Genomic DNA, 26,985 nt, shown 5'->3' on the forward strand with positions numbered 1-26,985 from the left:
TCTCAGATGCTGGTACCCCGCTCACGGTACGCCCCGGTTCGCCCGGTTCCCCGGGCCGCCCCCGCCGTGAGCACCCCGAGGGTCAGCAGGGCCTGGGCGGCGATGTAGGTGAGCATCACCCAGAAGTCGGGAGCGGGTGCTTGCGGCCAGTCCGCGATGCCGGTGGCGATGAGGGCGTCGGAGATGAGGAAGAGCGCCCCGCCGGCCGCCGCGTACGGGCCGAGCACGCCCGCCCGCCAGGCCACGGCCGTGAGCAGCAGGCTGTAGCCGGTCAGCGGGGCGCGCAGGTCCGCCGGGAGGTCCGGCCAGATCAGCACGAGGAAGACGGCCAGGACGAGGGCGTATCCGGCCGCCGTGGCCAGCGGCGCACGGGCCCGGTCGCGGCCGAACAGGGTCAGGTAGCAGACATGGCCGGCGGCGAAGGAGCCCATGCCGACGAGGAAGGCAAGGTCGTCGTCGGCGAGCAGGAAGACGTCGCCGCCCCACCCGAACAGCAGGGCCGCGACGAGCAGTCGGGGTCCGCCGCGGAGTGCCGCGTACCCGGCTAGCAGCGGCATCAGCAGCGGCTTGGCGACCAGGTGGACGGCCTCGGCCCCGGCGAGGAGCCCGGTCAGGTCGACCGCGGCGGCGAGGAGGAAGGCGAGGAGCACGGGGCGGGCGAAGCGCTCGGCGCGTGCGCCGCGCCCGGTGTCGCCGGGACGGGACGCGGTGGAGGTCACGGGGTGCCTTCCGGGGCCGGGGCCGCGGAGGCCGGGGCGGGTACGGCTGCCTGGGCGGGTACGGAGGCGGGCGCCGGACCTCTGGCCCCCGCCTTCGACGCCGGCTGCCAGCCCGGCCCCCGGAAGACCCGTCCGGCCCGCTCGCTCCAGGTGTCGGCGGCCCGGACGTCCCGGGCGATGGCGGCGTACTCATGGGTCGCGACGCGCAGCGGGTTGTGGGTGGCGATGTTCTTGGTGAGCCCGTAGACGGGCCGCTCGGTCTCGGCCGCGAAGGACCCGAACATCCGGTCCCAGACGATCAGGATCCCGCCGTAGTTGCGGTCCAGGTAACTGCCCTGCGAGGCGTGGTGGACGCGGTGGTGGGAGGGCGTGTTGAGGACGTACTCGAAGGGGCGCGGGAGCTTGCCGACGCGCTCGGTGTGCACCCAGAACTGGTAGACGAGGTTGGCCGACTGGCAGAACGCGAGCGCCGCCGGGTGCACCCCGCAGGCGATCAGCGGCAGGTAGAAGGGCCAGACGGTCGCGGAGGTCCAGGGCTGGCGCAGCGCAGTGGTGAGGTTGAACTTCCGGCTGGAGTGGTGGACCACGTGGCAGGCCCAGAGGATCCGGATGACGTGGTGACCTCGGTGGGACCAGTAGTAGAAGAAGTCCTGGGCGAGGAGCATCAGCAGGACGGTCCACCACACCACGGGCACCCGCAGCGGCGTCAGTTCGTGGACCCCCGTGTAGATCGCGAGGACGGGGATCTTCCACAGCAGGTCGAAGCCCAGACTGCCGAGGCCCATGGTGAGGCTGGTGGCGGCGTCCTTGGTCTCGTACCCGGCGGCGTCCTCGTCCGGGTGGAGGCGGTAGCTGACCATCTCGATCACGGTGAGCAGCACGAAGGCCGGTATCGACCACAGCACGACATCGGGCAGGTTCGGCTCCATGCGAGCACCGTAGGGCCGCGGGTCGGCGGGGGCTAGACGTTGTTACCCACAAGTATGCGAGACCTGGCGTCAGCAGTCTTTGGCACCTTCTGCCAATCAGAGGAGCCGCGGGCCCGGCGAGTTGCGGAATCCGGCCCGGCGGGTCGCGGAGTTCCGGTCAGGCGTCGCACCCGCCCCCTCCCGGCCGAATAGGGGACTGTCAGTCGCGGCCCGTATTCTCTGTGACCATGCTCGACGACCGCCAGACAGCCGCACCATGGCCGACCGCCTACCCCCAGGGGTACGCGGTCGTCGACGTGGAGACCACCGGGCTCGCCCGCGACGACCGGATCGTGTCCGCCGCGGTCTACCGGCTGGACGCCCTGGGCGATGTCGAGGACCACTGGTACACGCTGGTCAACCCGGAGCGGGACCCCGGCCCGGTGTGGATCCACGGACTGACGAGCGATGTCCTGGAGGGCGCGCCGCTCTTCCCGGAGGTCGCCGCCGAGCTGTCGGAGCGGCTCAAGGACCGGGTGCTCGTCGCACACAACGCGGCGTTCGACTGGTCGATGATCGCCCGGGAGTACGCGCGGGCCTCGGTGATCGCCCCGGTCGAGCACCGGCTGTGCACGATCGCGCTGGCCAAGGAGTTGCGGCTGCCGCTGCCCAACCACAAGCTGGCCTCCCTCGCCGCGCACTTCGGAGTCGTACAGCAGCAGGCCCACCACGCCCTGGACGACGCCCGGGTGCTGGCCGAGGCGTTCCGGCCGAGCCTGCACGCGGCGGCCCGGGGCGGGGTGCGGCTGCCGTTGCTGGAGTGCCGGCCGCTCACCGAGTGGTCCGACTCCCCCGTCGCCCCGCGCGTCGGCTACCAGCCCTCCCGGCAGCCGAACAGCTGGCGGCCCTCGCGCAAGCGGCCGGCCTGCCCGTATCCCAATCCGGGGCGGTACGAGAAGGAGAAGCCGCTCCAGCAGGGGATGCGGGTGGCCTTCTCCGGGGACACCTCGATCGACCGGGAGCTGCTGGAGGACCGGGCGGTGGAGGCCGGTCTGCACGTGGCGACCAGTGTGTCGCGGCTGACCAGTCTGCTGGTGACCAACGACCCGGACGCGGCCACCTCCAAGACGCAGAAGGCCAAGTCGTTCGGCACACCGATCCTGGAGGAGAGCGCCTTCACCCATCTGCTGCGCGACGTGGCCCCGGCCGACGGCGCCGCGCTGCCGCACCAGGCGCCCCCGCCGCCTCCGGAGGCGATCCCGTCGCCGGAGGGCACCCCGTCATCGGAGTGAACCGGGGGCGACTCGCCCGGCAGCCGCTCGCCCCGTGGCCGCCGGGCGTCCCACCCTGTGGCGCATGGCACGTTGTGAGGTTTGCGGAAACGACTACGGCATGTCCTTCGAGGTGCACGCGCAGGGCGCGGTGCATGTCTTCGACTGCTTCTCCTGCGCCATCCACCGCATGGCGCCGATCTGCGAGCACTGCCGGGTCCAGGTGATCGGGCAGGGCGTGGAGGTCGACGGGCACTGGTACTGCGGCGCCCACTGCGCCCGCGCCGAAGGGAAGGCGGGCATCGTGGACAAAGTGTGACGGAACACCCCGTTGCCGGTTGGCTCCGGCGACACCCCTGAGTGCCGCACCCCATGGCCCCGGTTGTACGGTCATGGGGTGTACCGCTTCCTGTTGACCCGGCAGTGGGTGATTCTCACCCTGCTCGGCCTCGTGCTGATTCCGACGATGATCGAGTTGGGTTTCTGGCAGTTCCACCGGCACGAACACCGGGTCGAGCAGAACAGGCTGATCTCGCGGAACCTCGACGCGGATCCGGTCCCGGTCTCCGAACTGACCTCTCCCGGGCACACCGTCCCCCGCTCGGACTACTGGCGGGCGGTCACCGCGACGGGGACGTTCGACACCGAGCACGAGGTGGTCGTCCGCCGCCGGACCTCGGACGACGACCGCATCGGCGTACACGTCCTGACCCCGCTGGACCTCAAGGGCGGCGGCACCGTCCTGGTCAACCGCGGCTGGGTCCCGGCCGCGCCGAACCAGACCGCCTTCCCCGACGTGCCGCCCGCGCCCCGGGGCGAAGTGACCGTCGCCGGCCGCCTCAAGGCGGACGAGACGACCGGCAGCAGCGGCATCAAGGACCTGGCGGGGCTGCCGGACCGGCAGGTGATGCTGATCAACAGCGACCAGCAGTCCCAGCTGCTCTCCCGGACGGTCCTCGGCGGATACATCGAGCAGACCGCTCCCCGGCCGGCGGGTGATCTGCCCGAACAGATCGCCTCCCCCGACGACAGCTCGATCGGCCCGCACATGGCCTACGCCGTCCAGTGGTGGCTGTTCGTCGCCGCCGTCCCGGTCGGCTGGATCATTCTCGTACGCCGGGAGAAGCGAGACCGCGAGCAGGCCGCGGCCACGGACGCGACGGCCGACGCCCCGGAACAGCCCGAACCGGCGAGCGCCTGAGGTATCCGGCACACCCGCGGGCCGGATGGCTGGTTGACAAGGGCCCGGTTCGGGAAAGCGCCAAGCGTGACCCCACGCATCGAGGACTACGCCCTGATCGGCGATCTCCAGACCGCCGCGCTCGTCGGCAGGAACGGTTCCGTCGACTGGCTCTGCCTGCCCCGCTTCGATTCCGGCGCCTGCTTCGCCGCCCTGCTCGGCACCGAGGAGAACGGCCACTGGCGCATCGCGCCCAAGGGAGCGGGCGCCTCGGACACCTGCACCCGGCGCGGGTACGTGGACGACTCCCTGGTCCTGGAGACGTACTGGAAGACGTGGACCGGCACGGTGAAGGTCATCGACTTCATGCCGCAGCGCGACAACTCGCCGGACCTGATGCGGATCGTCGAGGGCGTCAGCGGCACCGTCGACATGAGTTCGGTGCTGCGGCTGCGCTTCGACTTCGGTTCGGTGGTGCCCTGGGTGCGGCGTTCGCACGGCCACCGGGTGGCGGTCGCCGGCCCCGACTCCGTATGGCTGCGCAGCGAACCGCCGGTCAAGACGTGGGGCCAGCAGTTCAGCACCTGCTCCTCGTTCACCGTCTCCGAGGGCGAGAGTGTGGCGTTCGTGCTGACGTGGCACCCCTCCCACGCGCAGCGCCCGAAGCTGATCGACCCGCGCAAAGCACTGAAGCACACCCTGCACGACTGGGCGAAGTGGACCGGCGCCTGCACCTACGAAGGCCCCTACCGCGACGCCGTGCTGCGCTCCCTGATCACGCTGAAGGCGCTGACGTACGCCCCGACGGGCGGCATCGTGGCGGCCCCGACCACCTCGCTGCCGGAGGAGATCGGGGGCGTACGGAACTGGGACTACCGCTACTGCTGGCTGCGGGACGCCACGCTGACCCTCGGGGCGCTGGTCTCGGCCGGCTATCTGAAGGAGGCGGAGGCCTGGCGGGACTGGCTGCTGCGGGCCGTCGCCGGGGACCCGGCCGACCTCCAGATCATGTACGGGCTGGCGGGCGAGCGGCGGCTGCCCGAGACGGAGCTGCCCTGGCTCGCCGGGTACGAGCACTCCCGGCCGGTGCGTACCGGCAACGCGGCCGTCCGCCAGCGGCAGCTCGATGTGTACGGCGAGGTCATCGACGCGCTGCGGCTGGCCCGCGTCGCCGGGCTCGACGACAAGCCGCACGCCTGGAACCTCCAGCTCAGCCTGCTCGGCTTCCTGGAGTCGACCTGGCGCGAGCCGGACGAGGGGCTGTGGGAGATCCGCGGCCCCCGGCGGCACTTCGTGCACTCCAAGGTGATGGCCTGGGTCGCCGCCGACCGGGCGGTGCGCTCGCTGGAGGAGCATCCCGAACTGCCCGGCGACGCCGACCGCTGGCGGGCGATGCGGGACGCCGTGCACGCCGAGGTCTGCGAGAAGGGGTACGACCCCGAGCGGAACACCTTCACCCAGTCCTACGGGTCCCGGGAGCTGGACGCCTCGACGCTGCTCATCGTGCGGACCGGCTTCCTGCCGCCGGACGACCCCCGGGTGATCGGCACGGTCGACGCGGTCCGCGACGAGCTGGGCAGCGACGGTCTGGTCCGCCGCTACGGCACCCGGGGCTCCTCCGTGGACGGGCTGCCCGGCGACGAGGGCGCGTTCCTCGCCTGCTCGTTCTGGCTGGTCGACGCGTTGCAGCGGATCGGCAGGCCGGACGAGGCACGGGAGCTGTTCGAGCATCTGCTGGAGCTGCGCAACGACGTGGGCCTGCTGGCCGAGGAGTACGACGTGGCGGCCGGGCGGCAGCTGGGCAACTTCCCGCAGGCCTTCAGCCATATCGGACTGGTGAACTCCGCTGTCGACCTCGCCGGTGAGGACCCGGCAGGATAGGGCCATGGATCTTGGACTGAAGGACCGCGTCTACATCGTCACCGGAGCGACCCGGGGTCTCGGCAACGCCACGGCCCGCTCCCTGGCCGCCGACGGCGCGAAACTGATCATCACCGGCCGGGACGAGAAGTCCGTCGCGGAGGCCGCCGCCGAACTGGGCCCGGAAGCGGTCGGAATCGCCGCCGACAACGCCGACCCGAGCGCCGCGCAGCGCCTGGTGGACACCGCCCGGGAACGCTTCGGACGGCTCGACGGCATCCTCATCAGCGTTGGTGGGCCCGCCCCCGGCTTCCTCGCGGACAACACGGACGACCAGTGGCAGACGGCGTTCGAGACGGTGTTCCTGGGAGCCGTACGGCTCGCCCGGACGGCTGCGGCCACGCTCGGCGAGGGCGGGGTGATCGGCTTCGTGCTCTCCGGATCGGTCCATGAGCCGATCGCGGGGCTGACCATCTCCAACGGGCTGCGCCCCGGGCTCGCCGGTTTCGCCAAGTCGCTGGCCGACGAGCTGGGCCCGCGCGGCATCCGGGTGGTGGGCGTGCTGCCCTCCCGGATCGACACCGACCGGGTCCGCGAACTGGACGCCCTGTCCGGTGACGCGGAGGCCGCCCGCACCGCGAACGAGGCGCGGATCCCGCTGCGGCGCTACGGGACGCCCGAGGAGTTCGGGAGGACCACGGCCTTCCTGCTCTCCCCCGCCGCCTCGTACCTGACGGGCCTCATGGTCCCGGTCGACGGCGGAGCACGGCGCGGCTTCTGACCCGCCCTGCCGCTCGTCCGGTGGCGCCCGGGCCGTCAGGACACCCGCTCCGCGCGGTGCTTGACGGCCTTGAGGCGTACCTCGGCGGGAAGCCCGTCCAGACCGGCCGAGTCCCTGGCGTGCGCCAGCGCCCCGTCGGCGACCGCGTTCAGCGTCCCGAGGGGCGCGGCGTGCGGTTCCATCAGCAGGCGGACCCGGGCCCGGGGCGCGGTGCGGCGGCCGGTCAGCATCGCGTGGGCGCGGGCCACTCCGTCCAGTTCGCCCGCCTCCCCGGCGAGCACGCCCTCCAGGGCGCGGCCCCGCAGCTGTGCCCCTTCGCCGTCACCGCTGTCCACCAGGACCTCGGCGAGGCGGCCGCGGCGGAGCTGGGCGAGGAACCACCACAGGGCGAGGACCACGAGGACGGCGAGGACGGCGATCACGGTCGGCCACCACCAGCCCTCGTCCCGCCGGCTGTGCCGGTCGGCCGCGCTGAGCAGCACATCGTGCGTGCCGTCCCAGGGCCACCAGGACGGCACGGACGCGCCGAGGCCGGTGGCGAGCACGGCTCCGCCGACGACGGCCAGCACCAGCCCGGCCAGGGCCAGCAGGACCCGGTTGACGGTGGAGCGCATACGGCTCATCCCTTCTTCGCCGGTCGGTGCACCTGGACGGAGAGGGCCGGCGGCTTCGCCAGGCCCAGTTCCCGGACGGCCTTCTCCAGCACGGCGTCCAGGTCGGTCCGTACGTCGTCGAGTTCCCGGAAGTGCGAGAGCGCGCGCACCTTCGCCTTCCGCCGTCCCATCCCGACCCGCACGGACTGCACGCCGGGCACCTCCACGGCCCGGTCCCGCAGGACCAGCGCGGCGGCGGTGCGGTCCAGTCCGGCCCGTACGTCGGCACGGTCGCGGCGCATCGGCAGCAGGTCGCGCAGTCCGGGGGTGAGGGCCAGCAGGATCAGCCAGAGGCCGATCAGCGCCGCGACGCCCGCCCCGATGAGCACCGCGACGTCGTCCAGGGGCCGTTCGGCCAGTCCGTCGGCGAGGGAGCGACGCCACTGCATGGCCGGATGACCGGTCCGTACGGCGGCGATGTCGTAGAGCAGCAGCCCGGCCCCGCCCAGGACCACGAGGGCCAGCAGGGCGGCCGGGACCCGGCGCGCGGACCAGAAGCGTCCGGCCCGGCCGTCCCCCTGTTCCAGGGTGGGGACAGGTGCGCGGGCGTCGGCCGAAGCGCCCGGGACGGGCGGGCGCGCGCCGCCGTCGCTCTGGTCGACCGTGGGCATCCGCCGGGTGGATCCGGTCGGTTCACCGGGTTCGGTCATCGGATCCTCCCCTGCGCCGCGGCGCCCGCTCCCGCGGGGTGCAGCCGTTCGACCTGCACGGCCACCTCGGGCACCTCCATCCCTGCCAGCGCCTTGACCCGCTGGGCGACCCGTCGGCGTACGGCGCCGCACTGGCGGCCGATGTCGCCGGGGTAGCCCAGCTCCAGGCTGACCCAGACCCGGGCGGCGTCGCGGTGCACGGTGACCGTGGCACGCGGCGACGCCCCGTCCGCCGGCGGTTCGTCGACCGCCTCCTTCGCCGCCTGGGCGGCGATCTTGGCGACGACGCGGTCGGCGATCCGGGTCTCGCCCCGTTCGGCGGCGGCGACCCGGCCGGTCACCGCCGTCACCGTCGCCGGTCGCCGCGCTCGCGACTCCGGAAGAAGTCGCCGGGCTCCAGGTCACCGTCCAGGAAGCGGCCGGCGATGAAGCCGATCGCGCCCAGCGCGGCCACCAGTACGAAGGCTCCGAACCCGCCGAAATACCCGGCGAATCCGAGCGCCATGCCGGCCAACAGGCCCGCGACAGCCATGCTCATCGTGGTCTCTCCTCAACTGCGGTGCGACGGAGATGCGGAACGGTCACTGAAGACGCTGCTCGTCGTTGTCGTCGTCCTCGTCGTCCTCGTCGGGCAGCTTGACGTCGCTGACCGCGATATTGACCTCGACGACCTCAAGGCCGGTCATGCGCTCGACCGCCGCGATGACGTTCTCGCGTACATCGCGGGCCAGGTCGGAGATCGACACGCCGTAGTCGACGACGATCTCCAGGTCAAGAGCCGTCTGCGATTCGCCGACCTCGGCCTTGACCCCGCGGGTGACGGATCTGCCGCCGCCGGGGACCCGGTCACGGACGGCGCCGAACGTCCGCGACAGGCCGCTGCCCATCGCGTGGACGCCGGCCACGTCGCGTGCCGCCATCCCCGCGATCTTCTCGACGACGCCGTCCGCGATGGTGGTGCGGCCCCGGGTGCCCGGTGCGCCGCCGCCGCGTTTGCTCAGCGGCGTCTTGTCACCGGACCCGCTGTCGGGGTTGTTGCGCTGGGAGGTGTCAGTCATCGCTGCTCTTCCCTTCGGGGCAGGTTTGTACTTCCTTGCCCACGTTAAGTGCGCTTTCCCCATCTCGCGCCGTGGATGCGGCAGTCTGGGGTGATGACGACGGCTTGGGGCCCGCGGAGGGCCGACGGATGGACCGCTGCGGTACGGGAACGCCTGGGCCTGGGCAGGCTGCTGCCGCTGGGCGGTCCGGCGGACGGCGCGTGGATCGCGGAGACGGCCGCCGCGTCGGTGCTGCGCGGGGCGTCCGCCCTCCCGGGGACGGTGCTCGGGATGCTGCGGATCGGTCCGACGGAGGAAGCGGTGGAGAGAGCGGTCACCGGGGGCGGTTCCGACGCCTCACGGGACCCTGCGGGCCCGGTGCCGCCGCCGGCTCCGCCGAGTGCGCTGCCGCCGGGGCCGTTGCGGATCGAGGCGGAGTTCTCGGCCGCCCCGGACCGGCCGCTGCCGGAGGCCGCCGCGGCACTGCGCGCGGTGCTCCTCACGGCCGCCGCGGCCCGGCTGGGTCTGGAGATCGCCGAGGTGGACCTGAGAGTGACGGCGTTGCTGGAGGACGATGCGCCCGATCAGGTGAGGGCGGCGCCGCCGTCACCTGATCGGGCGCGGGTCGCGCAGGCGGAGGGCCCGGTGGCGACGGCCGCCGCCGGGGCCCCGGGAGTCGCCTCGCTGACCCGGGCCCTGGGCAGCCCGGTGCACACCACCCAGGAGTGCGTACGGGTCGAGGTGGCGGCGGCCGGGAACCTCCGGGCGCTGGATGTCGCCCGGTCGGTGCGCACGGCGGTGGCGGCGGCCACGGGGGACCGGCTGCCGGTGTCCGTGCTGATCACGGACGTGGTCAGTCCGTGAGGCCCGCCAGGTCGCGGAGCCGGCGGCCCTGGGCGGCCCGCTCGGCGATGCGCTGCTCCTCGTAGTCGCGCGAGAGCGCGCCACCGAGCAGCGCCTTGGTCTCGACGACGGCGTCGCGTGGCGCCGCCACCAGGGCCCCGGCCAGGTCGCGGGTGGCCGCGTCGAGCTGGTCGGCGGGGACCACGAGGTTGGCGAGGCCGGTGCGCTCGGCCTCCTCGGCGTGCACGAAGCGGCCGGTGGCGCAGATTTCGAGCGCGCGGGCATACCCCACGAGGTGCACCAGCGGGTGGGTGCCCGTGAGGTCGGGAACGAGGCCGAGACTGGTCTCGCGCATGGCGAACTGCACGTCCTCGGCGACGATCCGCAGATCGCAGGCGAGGGCGAGCTGGAAGCCGGCGCCGATGGCGTGGCCCTGGACCGCCGCGATCGACACGAGGTCGTTGCGGCGCCACCAGGTGAACGCCTCCTGGTACTCGGCGATGATCGCGTCGAGCTCGGCCTCCGGGCCGCGCGCCATGTCGAGGAACGACGGCTCGCCGTCGAAGCCTTCGGGAGTGAAGGCCTGCCGGTCGAGGCCCGCGGAGAAGGACATGCCCTCGCCACGGAGCACCACGACCCGGACCGTGCCGGGCAGCGCCCTTCCGGCCTCCGTCAACGCCCGCCACAGAGCGGGAGACTGAGCGTTGCGCTTGGCCGGACGGGTGAGCGTCACCGTGGCGACGGCGTCGTCGACGGTGAGCCGTACGCCGTCCTTGTCGAGCACAGTGTCGAGCGAGGTCATGGGGCGCCTCCGGATGGGGTGCGGTCAGCACTCGGAATTAAGTGACTGAACAGTAACCACCCGGACGACCTTGCGGTCAGCCGGGTGGTCACCCCGTGTTCCGTTGGGCCGGAATGACACCGAATGACACCGAAGACACCGGGAACGCAGAGGCCTTCAGGCCGAAGTGGCCTTCTTGCCCCGTGTCGCGCCGCCGCGTCCTCGCAGCGTCACTCCGGATTCACTGAGCATCCGGTGGACGAACCCGTAGGAGCGGCCGGTTTCCTCGGCCAGCGCCCGGATGCTCGCACCGGAGTCGTACTTCTTCTTCAGGTCTGCCGCGAGCTTGTCACGCGCGGCGCCGGTTACCCGGCTGCCCTTCTTCAGAGTCTCGGCCACCCGTGCCTCCTCATGGGAAGTGCGCTCTGGACTCTCATGATCACCCCTCCCGCGCTTCCTGGCCACCCATTCGGCAAGGTCGGTGCGAGCGGTTTCCCGGACGAGAAGCCCCTCGGCACGAGCGGAATCCTCGATTCCGAAGGGCGCACGAGGGCGTTCGGCCCGGACCATGACGAGAACAGCCAGGTCAGGGCCGTACGGGGAAGAGTGGCCGAAACAGGGGCGCAGAGCGGGTGAGCGCCGGGCGCACCACCGGAGTACGAGACGCTCTCACACAGATGGTGGATCACGCGTAGGCCGAATGATCTATCCCCGGTGGATCAGGCGAGAGCGACGAGGTCGCGGTAGTCCGCTCCCCAGAGGTCCTCGACGCCGTCCGGGAGCAGGATGATCCGCTCCGGCTGGAGCGCCTCCACGGCGCCCTCGTCGTGGGTGACGAGGACGACCGCGCCCTTGTAGGTGCGCAGCGCGCCGAGGATCTCCTCGCGGCTGGCGGGGTCGAGGTTGTTCGTCGGCTCGTCGAGCAGGAGCACGTTGGCGGAGGAGACGACCAGGGTCGCGAGGGCGAGCCGGGTCTTCTCACCGCCGGAGAGCACGCCCGCGGGCTTGTCGACGTCGTCGCCGGAGAAGAGGAAGGAGCCGAGCGTCTTGCGGACCGCCACGAGGTCGAGGTCGGGGGCGGCGGAGCGCATGTTCTCCAGGACCGTGCGATCCGGGTCGAGAGTCTCGTGCTCCTGGGCGTAGTAACCGAGCTTGAGGCCGTGCCCCTGGATGATCTCGCCGGTGTCGGGCTTCTCGGCGCCGCCGAGCAGGCGGAGCAGCGTGGTCTTGCCGGCGCCGTTGAGGCCCAGGATGACGACGCGGGAGCCCTTGTCGATGGCGAGGTCGACGTCGGTGAAGATCTCCAGCGAGCCGTACGACTTGGACAGGCCCTCCGCCATCAGCGGGGTCTTGCCGCAGGGCGAGGGGTCGGGGAAGCGCAGCTTGGCGACCTTGTCGGAGACCCGCACGGCCTCCAGGCCGGAGAGCAGCCGGTCGGCGCGCTTGGCCATGTTCTGGGCGGCGACGGTCTTGGTGGCCTTGGCGCGCATCTTGTCGGCCTGCGCGTTGAGGGTCGCGGCCTTCTTCTCGGCGTTCTGGCGCTCGCGCTTGCGGCGCTTCTCGTCGGCCTCGCGCTGCTGCTGGTAGAGCTTCCAGCCCATGTTGTAGACGTCGATCTGGGAGCGGTTCGCGTCGAGGTAGAACACCTTGTTGACGACCGTCTCGACCAGGTCGACATCGTGGGAGATCACGATGAAGCCGCCACGGTAGGACTTGAGGTAGTCGCGCAGCCAGACGATGGAGTCGGCGTCGAGGTGGTTGGTCGGTTCGTCCAGGAGCAGGGTGTCGGCGTCCGAGAAGAGGATCCGGGCCAGCTCGACGCGGCGGCGCTGACCACCGGAGAGCGTGTGCAGCGGCTGGCCGAGGACCCGGTCGGGCAGGCTGAGCGCGGCGGCGATGGTGGCGGCCTCGGCCTCGGCGGCGTATCCGCCCTTGGTGAGGAACTCCGTCTCCAGGCGCTCGTACTTCTTCATCGCCTTCTCGCGGGTGGCGCCCTGCCCGTTCGCCATCCGGTCCTCGTTCTCACGCATCTTGCGCAGGATCGTGTCGAGACCGCGGGCGGAGAGGATGCGGTCGCGGGCGAGGATGTCGAGGTCGCCGGTGCGCGGGTCCTGCGGGAGGTAGCCCACCTCGCCGGACCTGGTGATGGTGCCCCCGGCGGGAGTGCCCTCGCCCGCGAGGCACTTGGTGAGGGTGGTCTTGCCCGCTCCGTTGCGGCCGACGAGGCCGATGCGGTCGCCCTTGGCGATGCGGAAGGAAGCGGATTCGATGAGGATGCGGGCGCCGGCGCGCAGCTCGATGCCGGAAGCGGTGATCACGGAAAAACTCCAGGGCAGTGTGGACGGCGGAGGGACGAGGGCGGAGGTCTCTCGACGCCGCTAATGCACAAGGAGGAAAGCCATACGGCCCATTCTACTGGCGGTGCGCAACTTCTTTCCCGCGAGCCCGTCGGGACGAACCGCCCGCTGTCCAGCGCGGAGGGGCACCCGCCTGGGCGGCGGCGGTCGGCGAGGACCGGATCCGGGAGGGCATTGTCAGTGCCCGGTGGAAGACTGAGACGCAGATCACATCAGAGTGGTCCGCAGAGCAGACGCGACACCGGAAGAGGTGAGTGCGATGACCGGCGGGGCGAACGGCGTTCCCACGATCTACCCGACGATCCTGTACGACGACGCGAAGGCCGCGATCAGAACGCTGACGCAGGGTCTCGGCTTCACCGAGGAGGCGGTCTACGAGGGGGAGAACGGCAGCGTGCTGCATGCCGAGCTGTCCTGCGGCAACGGCAGGGTGATGCTCGGCTCCAAGGGGCGCGGGGGTCTGTTCGCGCAGGCGATGACGGGCGCGGGCCCGGCGGGGGTGTACGTGGTGGTGGAAGAGGTCGACGAACACTGTGCCCGCGCCAAGGAGTTCGGCGTGGAGATCCTCATGGAGCCGACCGACCAGGACTACGGCTCCCGGGACTACATGGCGCGGGACGCCGAGGGCAATGTGTGGAGCTTCGGGACCTACGCTCCGGGGTCCGGCTGAGCGGGCTGAGCGGTCCCGAACGGCGGGCGGGTTTCGCGCGGCGCCCGGTTGGGCGTAGTTTCGCGCGGCGCCCCGGTGCCGCCCGGGGCGCGCGGTCTCAGGCTCCTCCGGTGTGCACCTGGAAGGCGGCCCGGCGGACCGCCTTGGCCAGGGCCGGGTCCGGGTGGGCCGCGGCCAGGGCGACCAGGACCTGGACGGTGCGCGGATGGCCGACGGCCCTGACCTCGTCGAGCAGGGCCGGGACGGTTCCCTGGACGGCGGAGTCGAGGTGGCGGACCAGCAGCCCGGTCTCGCCGTGGTCGGCGACCGCGGCCGCGGTGTCGACCCAGAGCCAGGTGGCCTCCTCGCGGCTGAGGACGTCCTGGGCGTCATCGGGATCGTTGCCCTCGTACTCGGCGAGCCAGAGCAGCCCGTAGGGCCGCAGCGAGGGTTCGGTGAGCACGGCGCGGACCTCGGGTTCGGCGGGGGCGCCGACGACCCTCAGCGCCTCGAAGGCCAGTCCGCGCAGCAGCGCGTCCTCGCCCCGGGCGACGGCCAGCAGTTCCGCGACGGCGCTGCCGACGGTACGGGCGGCGAGCCAGGCGCGGTATTCGTCGCGGGCCGGGCCGGGGCTGAGCCGGGCGCAGCCGAGGAGCATGTCGGCGGCGGACTGCTCGATGTTCCCGGCCGGGCTCTGGGCGGCGACGCAGATCTGTTCCAGCTTGACCCAGACCGCCCAGTTGCCGAGCGGGGTGAGCGTGGCGTGCCCTTGGCCGAGCGTCAGCGCCCCGACGGCGGCGAGGCCTTCCAGGGCCCAGTCGAGCAGCAGGGCGTTGAGGCCGGGGCTCCGGTCGGGTCCGGCGGCGCTCTCGGCCGCCGCTGTGCGTGCGGTGGTCACCGCGGGGGCATCGGTCTCCGCCGGGGCGGCGGGCGCGGTTCGGCCGGGTCCGAGGGGCACTTCGCAGCGCTCCTCCTGAAGTTCGGCGACGCGCTGGCCGAGAAGGTCCAGCAGCGCGGGGACGGTGACGGGACCGGCGGAGAGCTGAAGGAGGGAAAGCACCTGGGGCACGGCCTCGACGGCCTCGGCGACCGCGCCCGCCTCGATGCCCGCGGGGGCGGCGTGGACGAGCGACCAGGCGTCGAAGAGCGCCACCCAGCCGCGGAGCACGGCGGAGTCGTCCCGGTCCCAGGCGCGCAGCCGCCACCCGGGGCGGGCGGTGTCGCCGTGCAGTTCGATCAGTCCGGCCAGCCGGGCCCGGTCCCAGCCGGCGCGGACCTGCGCCGGGGAGAGTTCCAGAGCGGTGGCCGCCCGTTCGAGGGCGTGCGCCGCGAGGGGGGCGGCAGTACCCGGCCCCGGCGTGCCGGCCGCCCAGTGGGCGATGCGTACGGCGTCGGCGAGCACCGCCCTGGCCTGGCGCGCCAGTTCCGTACGGGGCGGGGTGCCCTCGGGGGGCCGGGGTGCCGGCCTGGTACGCCGGGTCGTCACGGCCTTGCGGGCGGTGGCGAGGGGTCGCGGGCGGACAAGTCGCAGCCTGGAGTCGCGCGGAGTACGGGACGTCACGGGAGCAGTCTTGCCCCTGACGGCCCGAAAGCCCAAACGGAAGGCGTTTCGCCGGTACGGGAAAGGTTCCCCCGGCGCGACGGCAAGCGGGAGAGTTCACCCCATCGGCTCACATCAGAGGCGTGAGGAAGCGTCGCAGGGTCTCCTCGTAGCGGGCCGGGCCGACGTTCCACATCGACGCATGCGGAGCCTGCGGTACGGCGTGGAGGCTGACCAGATCCGGACGGCGGGCGGCGAGCCGGCGGGAGGCGTCCCAGGGGGCGATGGTGTCGTCCGGTCCGTGCAGGATCAGGGTCGGGGTGCGCAGGGAGGCCGGCGCCGAGGTCTCCAGCATCGGGGCCGCGCTCATCCCGGTCCTGCCCTGGGCGGCGCGGACGGCGAGCGGCAGCAGGGCGGCCGGGACGCCGCGGGCCGCGGCCAGGGCGCGCAGCGTGACCGGCCAGTCCAGCACCGGGGAGTCGAGGACGAGGCCGCTGATCCGGTCGCGGAGCGGGGACTCGACCGCGGCGTACAGGGCCATGGTGGCGCCGGTGGACCAGCCGTGGACGATCACGTCGCGGGCCCCGTAGCGCAGGGCCCAGCGGAGGGCGGCGTCGAGGTCGCGCCACTCGGAGGCGCCGAAGTGGCCGAGGCCGTCCGCGGGGCGCGGGGCCCCGGGGTCGCCCCGGTAGGCGAGGTCGAGCACGGGGAAGCTCTGTTCGCGCAGGAACGGCATCAGGTTCATGGGGTGGGCCCGGGTGGTGCCGAGGCCGTGCACGGTGATGACCCAGGTGTCGCGCGCGCCGGGGACGTACCAGGCGGGCAGGGTTCCCAGTTCGCCGGGGATCTCGACCTCCTGATGGTCCAGGCCGAGGTCGCTGCTCGGGTCACCGCCGTACAGCGCGGGGGTGAGCCGCACCTTCACGCCCGGTTCGAGGAGTCCCGTGCCGACGCTCTCCAGCCTGCGGACGACGGTGTCGGCGGCCTGGGAGGCCCCTTCGACGACGGGCCCGACGACCGCGTGGACGCCGGGTCCGGACAGGCCGTAGGTGCCGGGCCTGAGCGCCGAGAAGGACCGGGTCAGGGTGGTCTGCCCGGCCGCCGTGGCGTGCACGGTGAGTCTGCGGTCGGCGGGGAGGGGACGTCCGGGCGCCGCTTTGAGGGCGACGTCGCTGGCGTACCGGCCGGCCGCGACCGCTGTCGCACCGACGCCGAGGATCGTGGTGACGGCCGTTGCCGTCGCGGTTACCGGGCGCACCGCTCCAGTGTCGTGGGACGGGAGGCGCGCTGCCAGTGGACGGGGCCGTCCGGGGCGGACGCGGGCCGGACCCGGCGCCCGGGCTCCGGCGGACACGAGGGCGCCCGTAGGCGAGCAGCGGGCGCCGGCGGAGAAGGAGCGGGCGCCGAGCGCGGCTCAGCCGGGCTGGCCGTATCCCTTGAGCGCTTCCGTCACCTCGTCCAGCTGGGCCGCGTCGAGCAGGGCCGGGGTGCGGCCGGGTACGGAGCTCGCGGTGAGCCAGAGGCGGCAGAGCCACTCCAGTTGGGCGGTGCGCTCGTAGGCCTGGTCGAGCGTGTCGCCGTAGGTGACGGTGCCGTGGTTGGCGAGCAGACAGCCGGTGCGGCCCGCCAGGGCCCCGAGCATGGCCTCGGCCAGCTCCGGGGTGCCGTAGCGGGCGTAGGCGGCGGTGCGGACGGGGCCGCCGAGGATGGCGGCGGCGTAATGGACGAGCGGCACCTCGGTGACGAGGGTGGAGACGGCGGTGGCGTGCACGGCGTGGGTGTGGACCACGGCGGCGGCGTCGGTGGAGCGGTAGACCGCCAGGTGGAGGGGGAGTTCGCTGGTCGGCCCGAGGTTCCCGAGGACCTGGCGGCCTTCCAGGTCGACGCCGACCGCGTCCCCGGGGCCGAGCCGGTCGTAGGGCACCCCGCTGGGCGTGACCAGGACCAGGTCGCCGACGCGGGCCGAGACATTGCCCGAGGTGCCGACGACCAGGCCGTCCGCCGCGCTGCGGCGGGCCGTTGCCACGACGTCCAGCCAGGCCCGGCCGACGGATTCCGGCTGTTGCTCGCTCATGGGGCGAGCGTAGAGGGCAGGACGCGCAACCGGAACGTCACAGGGAAGGTGACGGGGGTCTCTTCCGGGTGCCGAACAGCCGTTCAAAATGTTCGCCAACTAGTGGCAAAGGGCAGCCCACATCCCGCCCCACTGGCGTCGCGCGGCCCCTCCCGCGTACAAGCGGAGGCAACCCACTCCGCTTGGGGTCACCGTGGCGCCCCGCTCAGTTCACCTTCCGTTCATCCAGGTTGCCTACGGTCCACGTGCCACTGACGTCGAACGATTGCCTGGGTAAATGGAACACATCACGCTGCTGCTTGCGATTGTGGTCGTGACAGCTCTCGTGTTCGATTTCACGAACGGTTTCCACGACACCGCCAACGCGATGGCGACCACCATCTCGACCGGCGCCCTGAAACCCAAGACAGCGGTGGCGATGTCCGCCGTTCTCAACCTGATCGGCGCGTTCCTGTCGGTGGAGGTCGCCAAGACGATCTCCGGCGGGATCGTCAACGAGGACGGCATCAGAACCGAGGTCATCTTCGCGGCGCTCGTCGGCGCCATCCTGTGGAATCTCCTGACCTGGCTGGTCGGCCTGCCCTCCAGCTCCTCCCACGCCCTGTTCGGCGGTCTGATCGGCGCCGCGGTCATGTCGGCGGGCTGGTCCTCGATCAACGGCGGCACCGTCGTCACCAAGGTGCTGCTCCCGGCGATCGCCGCCCCGCTGGTCGCCGGTATCGCCGCGATGCTGGCCACGCGGCTGACGTACCGGATCAACCGGAACGTCACCGACGAGGGTCAGCTCAAGTCGACCGCCAAGGGCTACCGGGCCGGACAGATCGCCTCCGCCGGTCTCGTCTCGCTCGCCCACGGCACCAACGACGCCCAGAAGACGATGGGCATCATCACGCTGGCGCTGGTCACCAGTGGCGTCCTCGCCCCCGGCTCCAACCCGCCGCTGTGGGTCATCGTCTCCGCCGGTGTGGCCATCGCGCTCGGCACCTACCTCGGCGGCTGGCGCATCATCCGCACGATGGGCAAGGGGCTGACCGACCTCCAGCCGCCGCAGGGCTTCGCCGCCCAGACCAGCGCGGCGACGGTCATCCTGGCCTCCTCGCACCTCGGCTTCTCGCTCTCCACCACCCAGTCCTGCTCCGGCGCCGTGATGGGCGCGGGTCTCGGCCGCAAGGGGGGCGTGGTCCGCTGGTCCACCGCCACCCGGATGTTCGTCGCCTGGGGTCTGACGCTCCCGGCGGCCGGTCTGATCGGCGCGGGCGCCGAGTTCCTGACCAAGCAGGGCCCCTGGGGCATCACCGTCACCGCGGTCGTGCTCGTGGGCGGCTCCTTCGCCATCTGGCTGGCCTCGCGCCGCCAGCCGGTGGACCACACCAACGTCAACGACCCGGACGGGGAGGGCGAGCCCCAGGGCGTCGTCACCACCGCCATCGCCGCGGTCCAGCCGCCGCCCGCCGGCGCCCCGGCCGCCGACCTCGCAACCACCATCCCGGCCCCGGCCTCGTCGCCCGACGACCCGGCCCGGCCGCCGGCCAAGGTGTAAGGACAGATCCGCATGAAAATCGACTGGGCAGCCCTCGCCTCCGTGTTCGGTGTCAGCCTCGTGGTCACCGTCGCGCTGGTCGGCCTCTTCACCCTGGGCATCGTCGCCCTCTCCAAGCAGTCCGCCACGGCCGGAAGCGGCGCCGCCGGCGGCGGGTCGGTCGCGCTGGCGCGCACCGCGGCGTACGTCTGCTTCGCGGCGTGCGTGGCGGCGGTCGCGTACGGGATCTACCTGATCGTCGCCTGACCCCGCACCCCGCTTCTCCCTCGGGCCGGACACACCCTCGTGTGTCCGGCCCGATGTGCGTCTGCGCACAGTGGAGCCTCGCAGGTCAACAGCGAGTTGACGGTTGTTCGCGGGGCGTGGTGGACTGCCGGAGCCATTTACGGCGACAGCAGAGGAAGCCGGTGCGAATCCGGCGCGGTCCCGCCACTGTCACCGGGGAGCACTCCCCCACACCGGACGTCACGGCCCACGGAACACGGGCTGGAAGGCCGGGGGAACTGCGGATCCGGAAGCCAGGAGACTCTCGTCGCCGGTCACGTCGAACCAGGGCGCGGACCCTGAGTGAGGACATACGCCATGCCCGGCCGCCGTGTGCCGCTTCCTGTCCCCCCTCATCCCCCTTCCGGAACGCCTCTCCCCGCGACGGGCTGAGCCGTGCGTGCCGACCGCGTCTTCGCGTACGGCGCCACGGCCGGGCTGATCGCCGACGCTCTGCTCGGCGACCCCCGTCGGGGCCATCCCGTCGCCGGATTCGGCCGCGCAGCCGCGCGGGCCGAATCCCTGCTGTGGCGTGACGACCGGGGCCGGGGCGCCCTGCACACCCTCGTGTGCGCCGGCGGCGCCGTCGGGGCCGCCGCGCTGGCCGCCCGCGCCACCCGGGACCGCCCCGCGCTCGCCGTCGCGCTGACCGCCGCCACCGCCTGGTCCGTCGTCGGGGGGACGTCGCTCGGCCGGGAGGCGCGCGCCATCGGCGGCGCCCTGGCCGCCGGGGACCTGGAGGCCGCGCGGGAGCGGCTGCCGCACCTGTGCGGTCGCGATCCGCACTCCCTCGACGGCCCCGGGATCGCCCGCGCGGTCGTCGAGTCGGTCGCCGAGAACACCTCGGACGCCGTTGTCGGCGCGCTGGTGTGGGGGGCGATCGGCGGGGTCCCGGGGCTCGTCGGCTTCCGGGCCGTGAACACGCTCGACGCGATGGTCGGCCACAAGTCCCCCCGCTACCGCCGTTACGGCTGGGCCTCGGCCCGCCTGGACGACCTCGCGGGGTGGCCCGGCGCCCGTCTGACGGCCGCGCTGGCCGTGGCGGGCGGTGGGCGGCCCCGGGAGGCCGTACGCGCCTGGAGGGCGGACGCGGGGCGTCACCCGAGCCCGAACGCGGGGCCGGTGGAGGCAGCGTTCGCGGGTGCGCTCGGCGTACGGCTGGGCGGGACGCTGGCGTACGCGGGGCGCGTCGAGCACCGGCCGGTGCTGAACGGGGAGTCCGGGCGGGCCGTGCGGGGAGCGGACATCGAACGTGCGGTACGGCTGTCGCGCCGGGTGAGCACGCTGGCCCTCGGTGTGTGCGTGGCGGGGCGGCTGGTCGCGGGCCGGACGGTCACGGGGCGGAAGTGGGGACGGTCATGAACGGTCCGGGACGGAACGCGGTACGGGAACGGGAGCGGGCATGAGCGGCGGACTGCTGGTCGCGGGCACCACATCGGACGCGGGCAAGAGCGTCGTCACGGCGGGCATCTGCCGCTGGCTTAAGCGCCGGGGCGTGAAGGTCGCGCCCTTCAAGGCCCAGAACATGTCCCTGAACTCCTTCGTGACCCGACAGGGCGCGGAGATCGGGCGGGCCCAGGCGATGCAGGCGCAGGCCGCCCGGGTGGAGCCGACGGCCCTGATGAACCCGGTGCTGCTGAAGCCCGGCAGCGACCGCTCCAGCCAGGTGGTCCTGATGGGGAAGCCGGTCGGCGAGATGAGCGCCCGGGGGTACCACGGGGGCCGTCAGGAGGCGCTGCTCGGCACGGTGACGGACTGCCTGGAGGAGCTGCGGTCGACGTACGACGCGGTGATCTGCGAGGGGGCGGGCTCCCCCGCCGAGATCAATCTCCGGCGCACCGACATCGTGAACATGGGGATCGCGCGGGCCGCCCGCTTCCCCGTGCTGGTGGTCGGGGACATCGACCGGGGCGGGGTCTTCGCGTCGTTCTTCGGAACAACGGCGTTGCTGGGCCCCGAGGACCAGGCGCTGGTCGCGGGCTACCTGGTGAACAAGTTCCGGGGCGACGTCTCCCTGCTGGAGCCGGGCCTGGACATGCTGTACGGGCTGACCGGGCGGCGGACGTACGGGGTGCTGCCGTTCGCCCACGGGCTCGGCATCGACGAGGAGGACGGCCTGCGGGTGTCCTTGCGGGGTGCGGTGCGGGAGTCGGTCGTGGCTCGCCCGCACGGCGAGGACGTGCTGCGGGTGGCGGTCTGCGCGGTGCCGCTCATGTCGAACTTCACGGACGTGGACGCGCTGGCCGCCGAACCGGGCGTCGTCGTGCGGTTCGTGGACCGGGCGGAGGAGCTGGCCGACGCGGACCTGGTGATCGTGCCCGGGACGCGCGGGACGGTGAGGGCGCTGGCCTGGCTGCGCGAGCGGGGCCTCGCGGAGGCGCTGGTACGGCGGGCGGCGGAGGGCCGGCCGGTGCTGGGGATCTGCGGCGGGTTCCAGGTGCTCGGTGAGCGGATCGAGGACGAGGTGGAGTCGCGGGCCGGCGTCGTGGACGGGCTGGGGCTGCTGCCGGTGCGTATTCGCTTCGACCGGGCCAAGACGCTGGCGCGGCCGGTCGGCTCGGCGCTGGGCGAACCGGTGGAGGGATACGAGATCCACCACGGGGTGGCCGACGTACGGGGCGGGGAGCCGTTCCTCGACGGGTGCCGGGTGGGGGCGGTGTGGGGGACGCACTGGCACGGGTCGCTGGAGAGCGACGCGTTCCGGCGGCGGTTCCTGGTGGAAGTGGCCCACGCCGCCGGGCGGCGGTTCGTGCCGGCGCCGGACACGAGTTTCGAGGCGTTGCGGGAGGAGCAGCTGGACCGGCTCGGGGATCTGGTGGAGGAGCACGCGGACACGGACGCGTTGTGGCGGTTGATCGAGGGGGGCGCGCCGGTGGGGTTGCCGTTCGTGCCGCCGGGGGCGCCGCCGTCGAGCGCGGGTGCTCCGCGGAGCCGGGGCGCTGCCCCGGACCCCGCTCCTCGATCGCCGGAAGGACTCGTCCTTGCCGGGTCCGCCGAAGCAGGGCCCCAGGGGCTCGGGGTTGCCGGGTCCGCTGAGGCAGCGCCCCCGGAGCTTGATCTTGTTGACGTCGACCAGGAGGCCAAGTGAGTACGCCGTATCCCTTCACCGCGATCGTCGGACAGGACGACCTGCGGCTCGGGCTGTTGCTGAACGCGGTCAGTCCGGCCGTCGGTGGGGTGCTCGTGCGGGGCGAGAAGGGCACCGCCAAGTCCACCGCCGTGCGGGCGCTCGCCGCCCTCGTGCCGGAGGTCTCCGTCGTGCCGGGGTGCCGGTTCTCCTGCGACCCCCTCTCCCCCGATCCGGCGTGTCCCGATGGACCGCACGCGGAGGCGGCCGGTGTGTCGCGGGCCGCGCGGACCGTGGAGCTGCCCGTCGGCGCGTCCGAGGACCGGCTCGTGGGGGCGCTGGACATCGAGCGGGCGCTGTCGGAGGGCGTGAAGGCGTTCGAGCCGGGGCTGCTGGCGGACGCGCACCGCGGGATCCTGTACGTGGACGAGGTCAATCTGCTCCACGACCACCTGGTGGACCTGCTGCTGGACGCGGCGGCCATGGGTGCCTCGTACGTCGAGCGGGAAGGCGTCTCCGTACGGCACGCGGCGCGGTTCCTGCTGGTCGGGACGATGAACCCGGAAGAGGGCGAGCTGCGGCCCCAGTTGCTCGACCGGTTCGGGCTGACCGTCGAGGTGGCGGCGTCGCGGGACACCGACGAGCGGGTCGAGGTCGTGCGGCGCAGGCTCGCGTACGACGACGACCCGGAGGGGTTCGCCGCGCGCTGGGTCGGGGAGGAGAGCGCCCTGCGGGAGCGCATCGCCGCCGCGCGTGCCCTGCTGCCCCGGGTCGTGCTGGGCGACGGCGTGTTGCGTCAGATCGCCGCGACCTGCGCCGCGTTCGAGGTCGACGGGATGCGGGCCGACATCGTGATGGCCCGTACCGCGACCGCGCTGGCCGCCTGGGCGGGCCGCGAGGAGGTCACCGCGGACGACGTGCGGCAGGCCGCGCTCCTCGCGCTCCCCCACCGGCGTCGCCGCAACCCCTTCGACGCGCCCGGCCTGGACGAGGACAAGCTCGACCAGACCCTGGACGAAGCCGGTCCGCAGGAGAACAACGACGATGACGACCGGCCCGACCCCGACGGGGGTGGGAACGATGACGGCGGTGGTGGCGGCGGTGGCGTACCGCCCCAGGCCGACGGGGACCGCACGCCGCCGCAGGGCGAGGCCGACAGCGGCGGTGACACGCCGTCACAGGCCCCCGGAGACAGCCCCGACACGCCCGGCCGGTCCACCGGGGCCGAGCAGCAGCCGGTGGCGTCCGCCGAGCCGTTCCGGGCGAAGACACTCAGCGTGCCGGGGCTCGGCGAGGGCGCTGCGGGGCGGCGCTCCCGGGCCCGTACCGAGCACGGGCGCACGACCGGCGCCCGCCGCCCGCAGGGGGCGCTGACCAAGCTGCACCTGGCCGCGACCGTGCGGGCCGCCGCCCCGCACCAGCGGGCGCGCGGGCGTGCCGGGCGGGGGCTCGTGGTGCGCCGGGACGATCTGCGGCAGGCGACCCGGGAGGGCCGTGAGGGCAACCTCGTGCTGTTCGTCGTGGACGCGTCGGGCTCGATGGCGGCGCGGCAGCGGATGAGCGCGGTCAAGGGGGCCGTGCTGTCGCTGCTGCTGGACGCCTACCAGCGGCGGGACAAGGTCGGCCTGGTGACCTTCCGGGGCAAGGAGGCGGAGGTGGCGCTGCCGCCGACCTCGTCCGTGGACGCGGCCGCCTCCCGTCTGGAGGCGCTGCCGACCGGGGGCCGCACCCCGCTGGCCGCCGGTCTGCTCAGGGCCCACGACGTGCTGCGGGTGGAGCGGCTGCGCGATCCGTCGCGGCGGCCCCTGCTCGTCGTGGTCACGGACGGCCGGGCGACCGGCGGGCCGGAGCCGGTGGCGCTCGCGGGACGGGCCGGGCGGCTGCACCGCTCGGAGGGGACGGCGTCGGTCGTCGTGGACTGCGAGTCGGGGTACGTACGCCTCGGTCTCGCCGGGGAACTCGCCCGGGAGCTGGGAGGCACCGCCGTCACGCTCGACGAGCTGCGGGCCGACTCGATCGCCGGGCTCGTCAAGGACGTCACCGCAGCCGGGAGGGCCGCTTAATGCCGCAGGGACAGCCGACTTCAGTACCGGACGACGGACTCACCACCCGTCAGCGGCGCAACCGTCCGCTCCTGTTCGTCCACACCGGCATCGGCAAGGGCAAGTCGACGGCGGCCTTCGGGCTGGCGTTGCGGGCCTGGAACCAGGGGTGGCCGATCGGGGTGTTCCAGTTCGTGAAGTCGGCGAAGTGGAAGGTCGGCGAGGAGAACGCGCTGAAGGTCCTCGGAGCGAGCGGCGAGGGCGGCACCGTCGACTGGCACAAGATGGGCGAGGGCTGGTCCTGGGTCCAGCGCGACGGCCAGCTGGACAACGAGGAGAAGGCCCGCGAGGGCTGGGAGCAGGTCAAGCGCGACCTGGCGGCCGAGACGTACAAGCTGTACGTGCTCGACGAGTTCGCGTACCCGATGCACTGGGGCTGGATCGACACCGACGAGGTCGTCGAGGTGATGCGGAACCGGCCCGGCACCCAGCACGTGGTGATCACCGGCCGCAACGCGCCCGACCAGCTCATCGAGGCCGCCGACCTGGTGACCGACATGTCGAAGGTCAAGCACCCGATGGACGCGGGGCAGAAGGGCCAGAGGGGCATCGAGTGGTGAGTACGCCCCGTCTGGTCATCGCCGCTCCGGCCTCCAACAGCGGCAAGACCACCGTCGCCACCGGCCTGATGGCAGCCTTCGCCGCGCGCGGGCTCGCCGTCTCCCCGCACAAGGTGGGGCCGGACTACATCGACCCGGGCTATCACGCGCTGGCGACGGGACGCCCCGGCCGCAACCTCGACGCGTACATGTGCGGGACGGACCTGATCGCCCCGCTGTTCGCGCACGGGTCGGCGGGGTGCGACCTCGCCGTGGTCGAGGGCGTGATGGGGCTGTACGACGGCGCCTCGGGCCAGGGTGAGCTGGCGTCCACCGCGCAGGTGGCGAAGCTGCTGCGCGCCCCCGTGGTGCTGGTGGTGGACGCCTCCTCGCAGTCACGTTCGGTGGCGGCCCTGGTGCACGGGTTCGCCTCCTGGGACCCCGAGGTCCGCATCGGCGGGGTGATCCTGAACAAGGTGGCCTCCGACCGGCACGAGGCGCTGCTGCGGGACGCGCTGGACGAGTCGGGGCTGCCGGTGCTCGGGGTGATCCGGCGGGCCCCGCAGGTAGCGACGCCCTCACGCCATCTGGGGCTGGTCCCGGTGGCCGAGCGGGGCTCCGAAGCGGTGGACGCCGTGGCGGCGATGGGCGAGCGGGTGCGCGCCGGGTGCGATTTGGACGCGCTGATGGCGTTGGCCCGGACCGCGCCGGCCCTGCCGGACGCCGCGTGGGAGCCGATGCCCGCCGGGGCCACCGGTTCCGCGCGGCCCGTCGTGGCCGTGGCGGGCGGGGCGGCGTTCACCTTCGCGTACGCGGAGCACGCCGAGCTGCTGACGGCGGCCGGTGCGGAGGTCGTGGTCTTCGACCCGCTGCGTGACGAGAAGCTGCCGGTGGGCACGGCGGGGCTCGTGATCGGCGGCGGGTTCCCGGAGATGTACGCCCCCGAACTCTCCGCCAACGAGCCGTTGCGGCGGGCGGTCACGGAGTTGGCCCTGAGCGGCGCTCCGGTGGCGGCCGAGTGCGCCGGCCTGCTGTATCTGGCACGGGAGCTGGACGGGAAGCCCATGTGCGGGGTGCTGGACGCCGAGGCCCGGATGTCCGAGCGGCTCACGCTCGGGTACCGGCAGGCGGTGGCCGTGTCGGACAGCGCGCTGGCGGTGGCGGGGACCCGGATGCGCGGTCATGAGTTCCACCGCACGGTGCTGGAGCCCGGGGCGGGGACCACGCCCGCCTGGGGCATGCACCAGCCGGAGCGTCGGGTCGAGGGGTACGTCCAGCGGGGCGTGCACGCGAGCTATCTGCACACCCATTGGGCCGCGTCGCCCGGGGTGGCCCGGCGGTTCGTCGAGCACTGCCGGGCGCGGTGAGCCCCTGTCCGGACCCGGTGGGCCGCAGCCCGGGGGGCGCGTCCGTCGTCACAAAGCGCCCGGGCGTACGCGCGGCTCACTCCGCGATGCCGACGACCAGCCAGATGAAGCCCACGCCCCCGATGGTGCAGAGAAGGGTGGAGCGGGCGGGATGGGTGTGGTGTGCCTCGGGCAGGATCTCGGCGGCGGCCAGGTAGAGCAGCGCTCCGCCGAAGAAGCCGAGATAGCCGCCGAGCAGTTCCTCCGGAAGGGTGAACAGCACCGTCGTCGCGGCGCCCACGACCGGTGCCGCGGCAGCCGCGAAGAGCATCAGGAGCGCCTTGCGGCGGGCGTTCCCGTACAGACTGGTGAGGGTGTACGTGTTGAATCCGTCGGCGAAGTCATGACTGATCACCGCCAGCGCGACGGCCACGCCCATGGAGCCGCTGACCTGGAAGGCGGCGCCGAGGGCGACGCCGTCCATGAAGCTGTGCCCGACCATCGCGGCGGCCGCCGTCAGTCCCACCTGCGGGACGCGTTCGCCGCTCGCCCCGTGTGCCACCTGGCGTACGGCGAGCAGCCCCTCCACCAGATGGGCCGCCAGGAAGCCGCCGACGAACAGCAGCAGGGCGGCGGGTACCCCGAACACCGGTGTGCCCGCGGCCTCGATCGCCTCCGGCAGGAGGTCGAGTCCGACCACACCGAGCATCAGGCCGCCCGCGAGGCCGAGCACCAGGTGACGGCGGTCGGTGACGCGTTGTGCGACCCAGCCGCCGGCCAGAGTCATCAGGAACGCGCCGAGCGCGACGAACACCGCCATGGGG

General features: G+C 73.1%; 28 protein-coding genes and 1 riboswitch. Of the genes, 14 read left to right on the forward strand and 14 right to left on the reverse strand.

The window, feature by feature from the left end:
• Positions 1-2: 2 nt before the first annotated feature.
• Entirely contained in the window at positions 3-719 is a 717-nt protein-coding gene (locus tag PSQ21_RS05810; RefSeq protein ID WP_274029326.1) for a lysoplasmalogenase, read from the reverse strand.
• Positions 716-1,648: a sterol desaturase family protein gene (locus PSQ21_RS05815; RefSeq protein WP_274029327.1), complete on the reverse strand. Its 933-nt coding sequence runs from the start codon at positions 1,646-1,648 to the stop codon at positions 716-718. Before PSQ21_RS05815 ends, PSQ21_RS05810 begins: the two co-directional genes overlap by 4 nt.
• A 221-nt stretch (positions 1,649-1,869) precedes the next feature.
• Here PSQ21_RS05815 and PSQ21_RS05820 point away from each other — a divergent pair, with 221 nt between their 5' ends.
• The 5 genes from PSQ21_RS05820 to PSQ21_RS05840 all read left to right on the forward strand — a co-directional run bounded on the left by PSQ21_RS05820 (position 1,870) and on the right by PSQ21_RS05840 (position 6,719).
• On the forward strand, positions 1,870-2,919 hold the full coding sequence (locus PSQ21_RS05820; protein WP_274029329.1) for a DEDDh family exonuclease: 1,050 nt from the start codon (positions 1,870-1,872) through the stop codon (positions 2,917-2,919).
• Between the two features lie 64 nt (positions 2,920-2,983).
• Positions 2,984-3,217 (forward strand): hypothetical protein, encoded by a 234-nt coding sequence (locus tag PSQ21_RS05825; protein WP_007459448.1) that lies wholly within the window; start codon positions 2,984-2,986, stop codon positions 3,215-3,217.
• A gap of 78 nt (positions 3,218-3,295) precedes the next feature.
• Positions 3,296-4,099, forward strand: coding sequence for an SURF1 family cytochrome oxidase biogenesis protein (locus PSQ21_RS05830; protein WP_274029330.1), 804 nt, complete (start codon positions 3,296-3,298; stop codon positions 4,097-4,099).
• Positions 4,100-4,165: 66 nt separating this feature from the next.
• Positions 4,166-5,959 (forward strand): glycoside hydrolase family 15 protein, encoded by a 1,794-nt coding sequence (locus tag PSQ21_RS05835; RefSeq protein WP_274029331.1) that lies wholly within the window; start codon positions 4,166-4,168, stop codon positions 5,957-5,959.
• A 4-nt stretch (positions 5,960-5,963) separates the two neighbouring features.
• Positions 5,964-6,719, forward strand: coding sequence for an SDR family oxidoreductase (locus PSQ21_RS05840; RefSeq protein WP_274029332.1), 756 nt, complete (start codon positions 5,964-5,966; stop codon positions 6,717-6,719).
• Positions 6,720-6,754: 35 nt separating this feature from the next.
• On the opposite strand, the gene amaP is transcribed toward PSQ21_RS05840, so the two are convergent.
• Genes amaP through PSQ21_RS05865 form a run of 5 tightly spaced genes read right to left on the reverse strand, consistent with a single transcriptional unit; the run spans position 6,755 to position 9,080 of the window.
• Entirely contained in the window at positions 6,755-7,333 is a 579-nt protein-coding gene (gene amaP / locus PSQ21_RS05845; protein ID WP_274029333.1) for an alkaline shock response membrane anchor protein AmaP, read from the reverse strand.
• Between the two features lie 5 nt (positions 7,334-7,338).
• Positions 7,339-8,022, reverse strand: coding sequence for a DUF6286 domain-containing protein (locus tag PSQ21_RS05850; protein WP_274029334.1), 684 nt, complete (start codon positions 8,020-8,022; stop codon positions 7,339-7,341).
• On the reverse strand, positions 8,019-8,372 hold the full coding sequence (locus PSQ21_RS05855) for a hypothetical protein (protein WP_274029335.1): 354 nt from the start codon (positions 8,370-8,372) through the stop codon (positions 8,019-8,021). Before PSQ21_RS05855 ends, PSQ21_RS05850 begins: the two co-directional genes overlap by 4 nt.
• A complete protein-coding gene (locus PSQ21_RS05860) occupies positions 8,369-8,560 on the reverse strand; it encodes a hypothetical protein (protein ID WP_006123598.1) in 192 nt (63 codons plus the stop codon). Before PSQ21_RS05860 ends, PSQ21_RS05855 begins: the two co-directional genes overlap by 4 nt.
• 43 nt (positions 8,561-8,603) lie before the next feature.
• The gene (locus tag PSQ21_RS05865) at positions 8,604-9,080 is read right to left on the reverse strand and encodes an Asp23/Gls24 family envelope stress response protein (RefSeq protein WP_274029336.1); all 477 of its coding nucleotides are present in this window, start codon (positions 9,078-9,080) and stop codon (positions 8,604-8,606) included.
• A gap of 93 nt (positions 9,081-9,173) precedes the next feature.
• Here PSQ21_RS05865 and PSQ21_RS05870 point away from each other — a divergent pair, with 93 nt between their 5' ends.
• A complete protein-coding gene (locus tag PSQ21_RS05870; protein ID WP_274029337.1) occupies positions 9,174-9,923 on the forward strand; it encodes a hypothetical protein in 750 nt (249 codons plus the stop codon).
• Here PSQ21_RS05870 and PSQ21_RS05875 read toward each other — a convergent pair.
• The 3 genes from PSQ21_RS05875 to PSQ21_RS05885 all read right to left on the reverse strand — a co-directional run bounded on the left by PSQ21_RS05875 (position 9,913) and on the right by PSQ21_RS05885 (position 13,001).
• Positions 9,913-10,704 (reverse strand): enoyl-CoA hydratase/isomerase family protein, encoded by a 792-nt coding sequence (locus tag PSQ21_RS05875; RefSeq protein WP_274029338.1) that lies wholly within the window; start codon positions 10,702-10,704, stop codon positions 9,913-9,915. The genes PSQ21_RS05870 and PSQ21_RS05875 overlap by 11 nt on opposite strands.
• A gap of 156 nt (positions 10,705-10,860) precedes the next feature.
• On the reverse strand, positions 10,861-11,082 hold the full coding sequence (locus PSQ21_RS05880; protein WP_009337982.1) for a helix-turn-helix domain-containing protein: 222 nt from the start codon (positions 11,080-11,082) through the stop codon (positions 10,861-10,863).
• 320 nt (positions 11,083-11,402) lie between these two features.
• On the reverse strand, positions 11,403-13,001 hold the full coding sequence (locus tag PSQ21_RS05885; protein WP_274029339.1) for an ABC-F family ATP-binding cassette domain-containing protein: 1,599 nt from the start codon (positions 12,999-13,001) through the stop codon (positions 11,403-11,405).
• A 298-nt stretch (positions 13,002-13,299) separates the two neighbouring features.
• Between PSQ21_RS05885 and PSQ21_RS05890 the strand changes: the two genes are divergently transcribed.
• The gene (locus tag PSQ21_RS05890; RefSeq protein WP_274029340.1) at positions 13,300-13,710 is read left to right on the forward strand and encodes a VOC family protein; all 411 of its coding nucleotides are present in this window, start codon (positions 13,300-13,302) and stop codon (positions 13,708-13,710) included.
• A 97-nt stretch (positions 13,711-13,807) separates the two neighbouring features.
• Here the strand turns inward: PSQ21_RS05890 and PSQ21_RS05895 are convergent, their stop codons facing one another.
• The 3 genes from PSQ21_RS05895 to PSQ21_RS05905 form a co-directional block, all read right to left on the reverse strand.
• On the reverse strand, positions 13,808-15,175 hold the full coding sequence (locus tag PSQ21_RS05895; RefSeq protein ID WP_274035654.1) for a hypothetical protein: 1,368 nt from the start codon (positions 15,173-15,175) through the stop codon (positions 13,808-13,810).
• 184 nt (positions 15,176-15,359) lie between these two features.
• Complete coding sequence (locus tag PSQ21_RS05900) at positions 15,360-16,487, reverse strand: alpha/beta hydrolase (protein WP_274029341.1); 1,128 nt, start codon at positions 16,485-16,487, stop codon at positions 15,360-15,362.
• Positions 16,488-16,643: 156 nt separating this feature from the next.
• On the reverse strand, positions 16,644-17,303 hold the full coding sequence (locus tag PSQ21_RS05905; protein WP_274029342.1) for a class II aldolase/adducin family protein: 660 nt from the start codon (positions 17,301-17,303) through the stop codon (positions 16,644-16,646).
• Between the two features lie 277 nt (positions 17,304-17,580).
• On the opposite strand from PSQ21_RS05905, the gene PSQ21_RS05910 reads away from it, so the two are divergent.
• From PSQ21_RS05910 to PSQ21_RS05940, 7 genes are all read left to right on the forward strand, one after another.
• Positions 17,581-18,843, forward strand: coding sequence for an inorganic phosphate transporter (locus tag PSQ21_RS05910; protein WP_274029343.1), 1,263 nt, complete (start codon positions 17,581-17,583; stop codon positions 18,841-18,843).
• A 12-nt stretch (positions 18,844-18,855) separates the two neighbouring features.
• Positions 18,856-19,089 carry a hypothetical protein gene (locus PSQ21_RS05915; RefSeq protein WP_274029344.1) on the forward strand — a complete coding sequence of 78 codons (234 nt, stop codon included), beginning with the start codon at positions 18,856-18,858 and terminating at the stop codon, positions 19,087-19,089.
• A 151-nt stretch (positions 19,090-19,240) separates the two neighbouring features.
• Positions 19,241-19,372: riboswitch (cobalamin riboswitch) on the forward strand.
• A 131-nt stretch (positions 19,373-19,503) separates the two neighbouring features.
• Positions 19,504-20,469 carry a cobalamin biosynthesis protein gene (locus PSQ21_RS05920; protein WP_274029345.1) on the forward strand — a complete coding sequence of 322 codons (966 nt, stop codon included), beginning with the start codon at positions 19,504-19,506 and terminating at the stop codon, positions 20,467-20,469.
• A gap of 40 nt (positions 20,470-20,509) precedes the next feature.
• Entirely contained in the window at positions 20,510-22,195 is a 1,686-nt protein-coding gene (locus PSQ21_RS05925) for a cobyric acid synthase (RefSeq protein WP_274029346.1), read from the forward strand.
• Positions 22,192-24,237 (forward strand): putative cobaltochelatase, encoded by a 2,046-nt coding sequence (locus PSQ21_RS05930; RefSeq protein WP_274029347.1) that lies wholly within the window; start codon positions 22,192-22,194, stop codon positions 24,235-24,237. The genes PSQ21_RS05925 and PSQ21_RS05930 overlap by 4 nt, the downstream gene beginning before the upstream one ends.
• Complete coding sequence (gene cobO, locus PSQ21_RS05935) at positions 24,237-24,836, forward strand: cob(I)yrinic acid a,c-diamide adenosyltransferase (protein ID WP_032756693.1); 600 nt, start codon at positions 24,237-24,239, stop codon at positions 24,834-24,836. Before PSQ21_RS05930 ends, cobO begins: the two co-directional genes overlap by 1 nt.
• The gene (locus PSQ21_RS05940; protein ID WP_274029348.1) at positions 24,830-26,182 is read left to right on the forward strand and encodes a cobyrinate a,c-diamide synthase; all 1,353 of its coding nucleotides are present in this window, start codon (positions 24,830-24,832) and stop codon (positions 26,180-26,182) included. Before cobO ends, PSQ21_RS05940 begins: the two co-directional genes overlap by 7 nt.
• Positions 26,183-26,258: 76 nt before the next feature.
• On the opposite strand, the gene PSQ21_RS05945 is transcribed toward PSQ21_RS05940, so the two are convergent.
• A complete protein-coding gene (locus PSQ21_RS05945; RefSeq protein ID WP_274029349.1) occupies positions 26,259-26,981 on the reverse strand; it encodes a ZIP family metal transporter in 723 nt (240 codons plus the stop codon).
• Positions 26,982-26,985: the final 4 nt, after the last annotated feature.

The organism is Streptomyces sp. MMBL 11-1 (assembly GCF_028622875.1).
Lineage (GTDB): Bacteria > Actinomycetota > Actinomycetes > Streptomycetales > Streptomycetaceae > Streptomyces.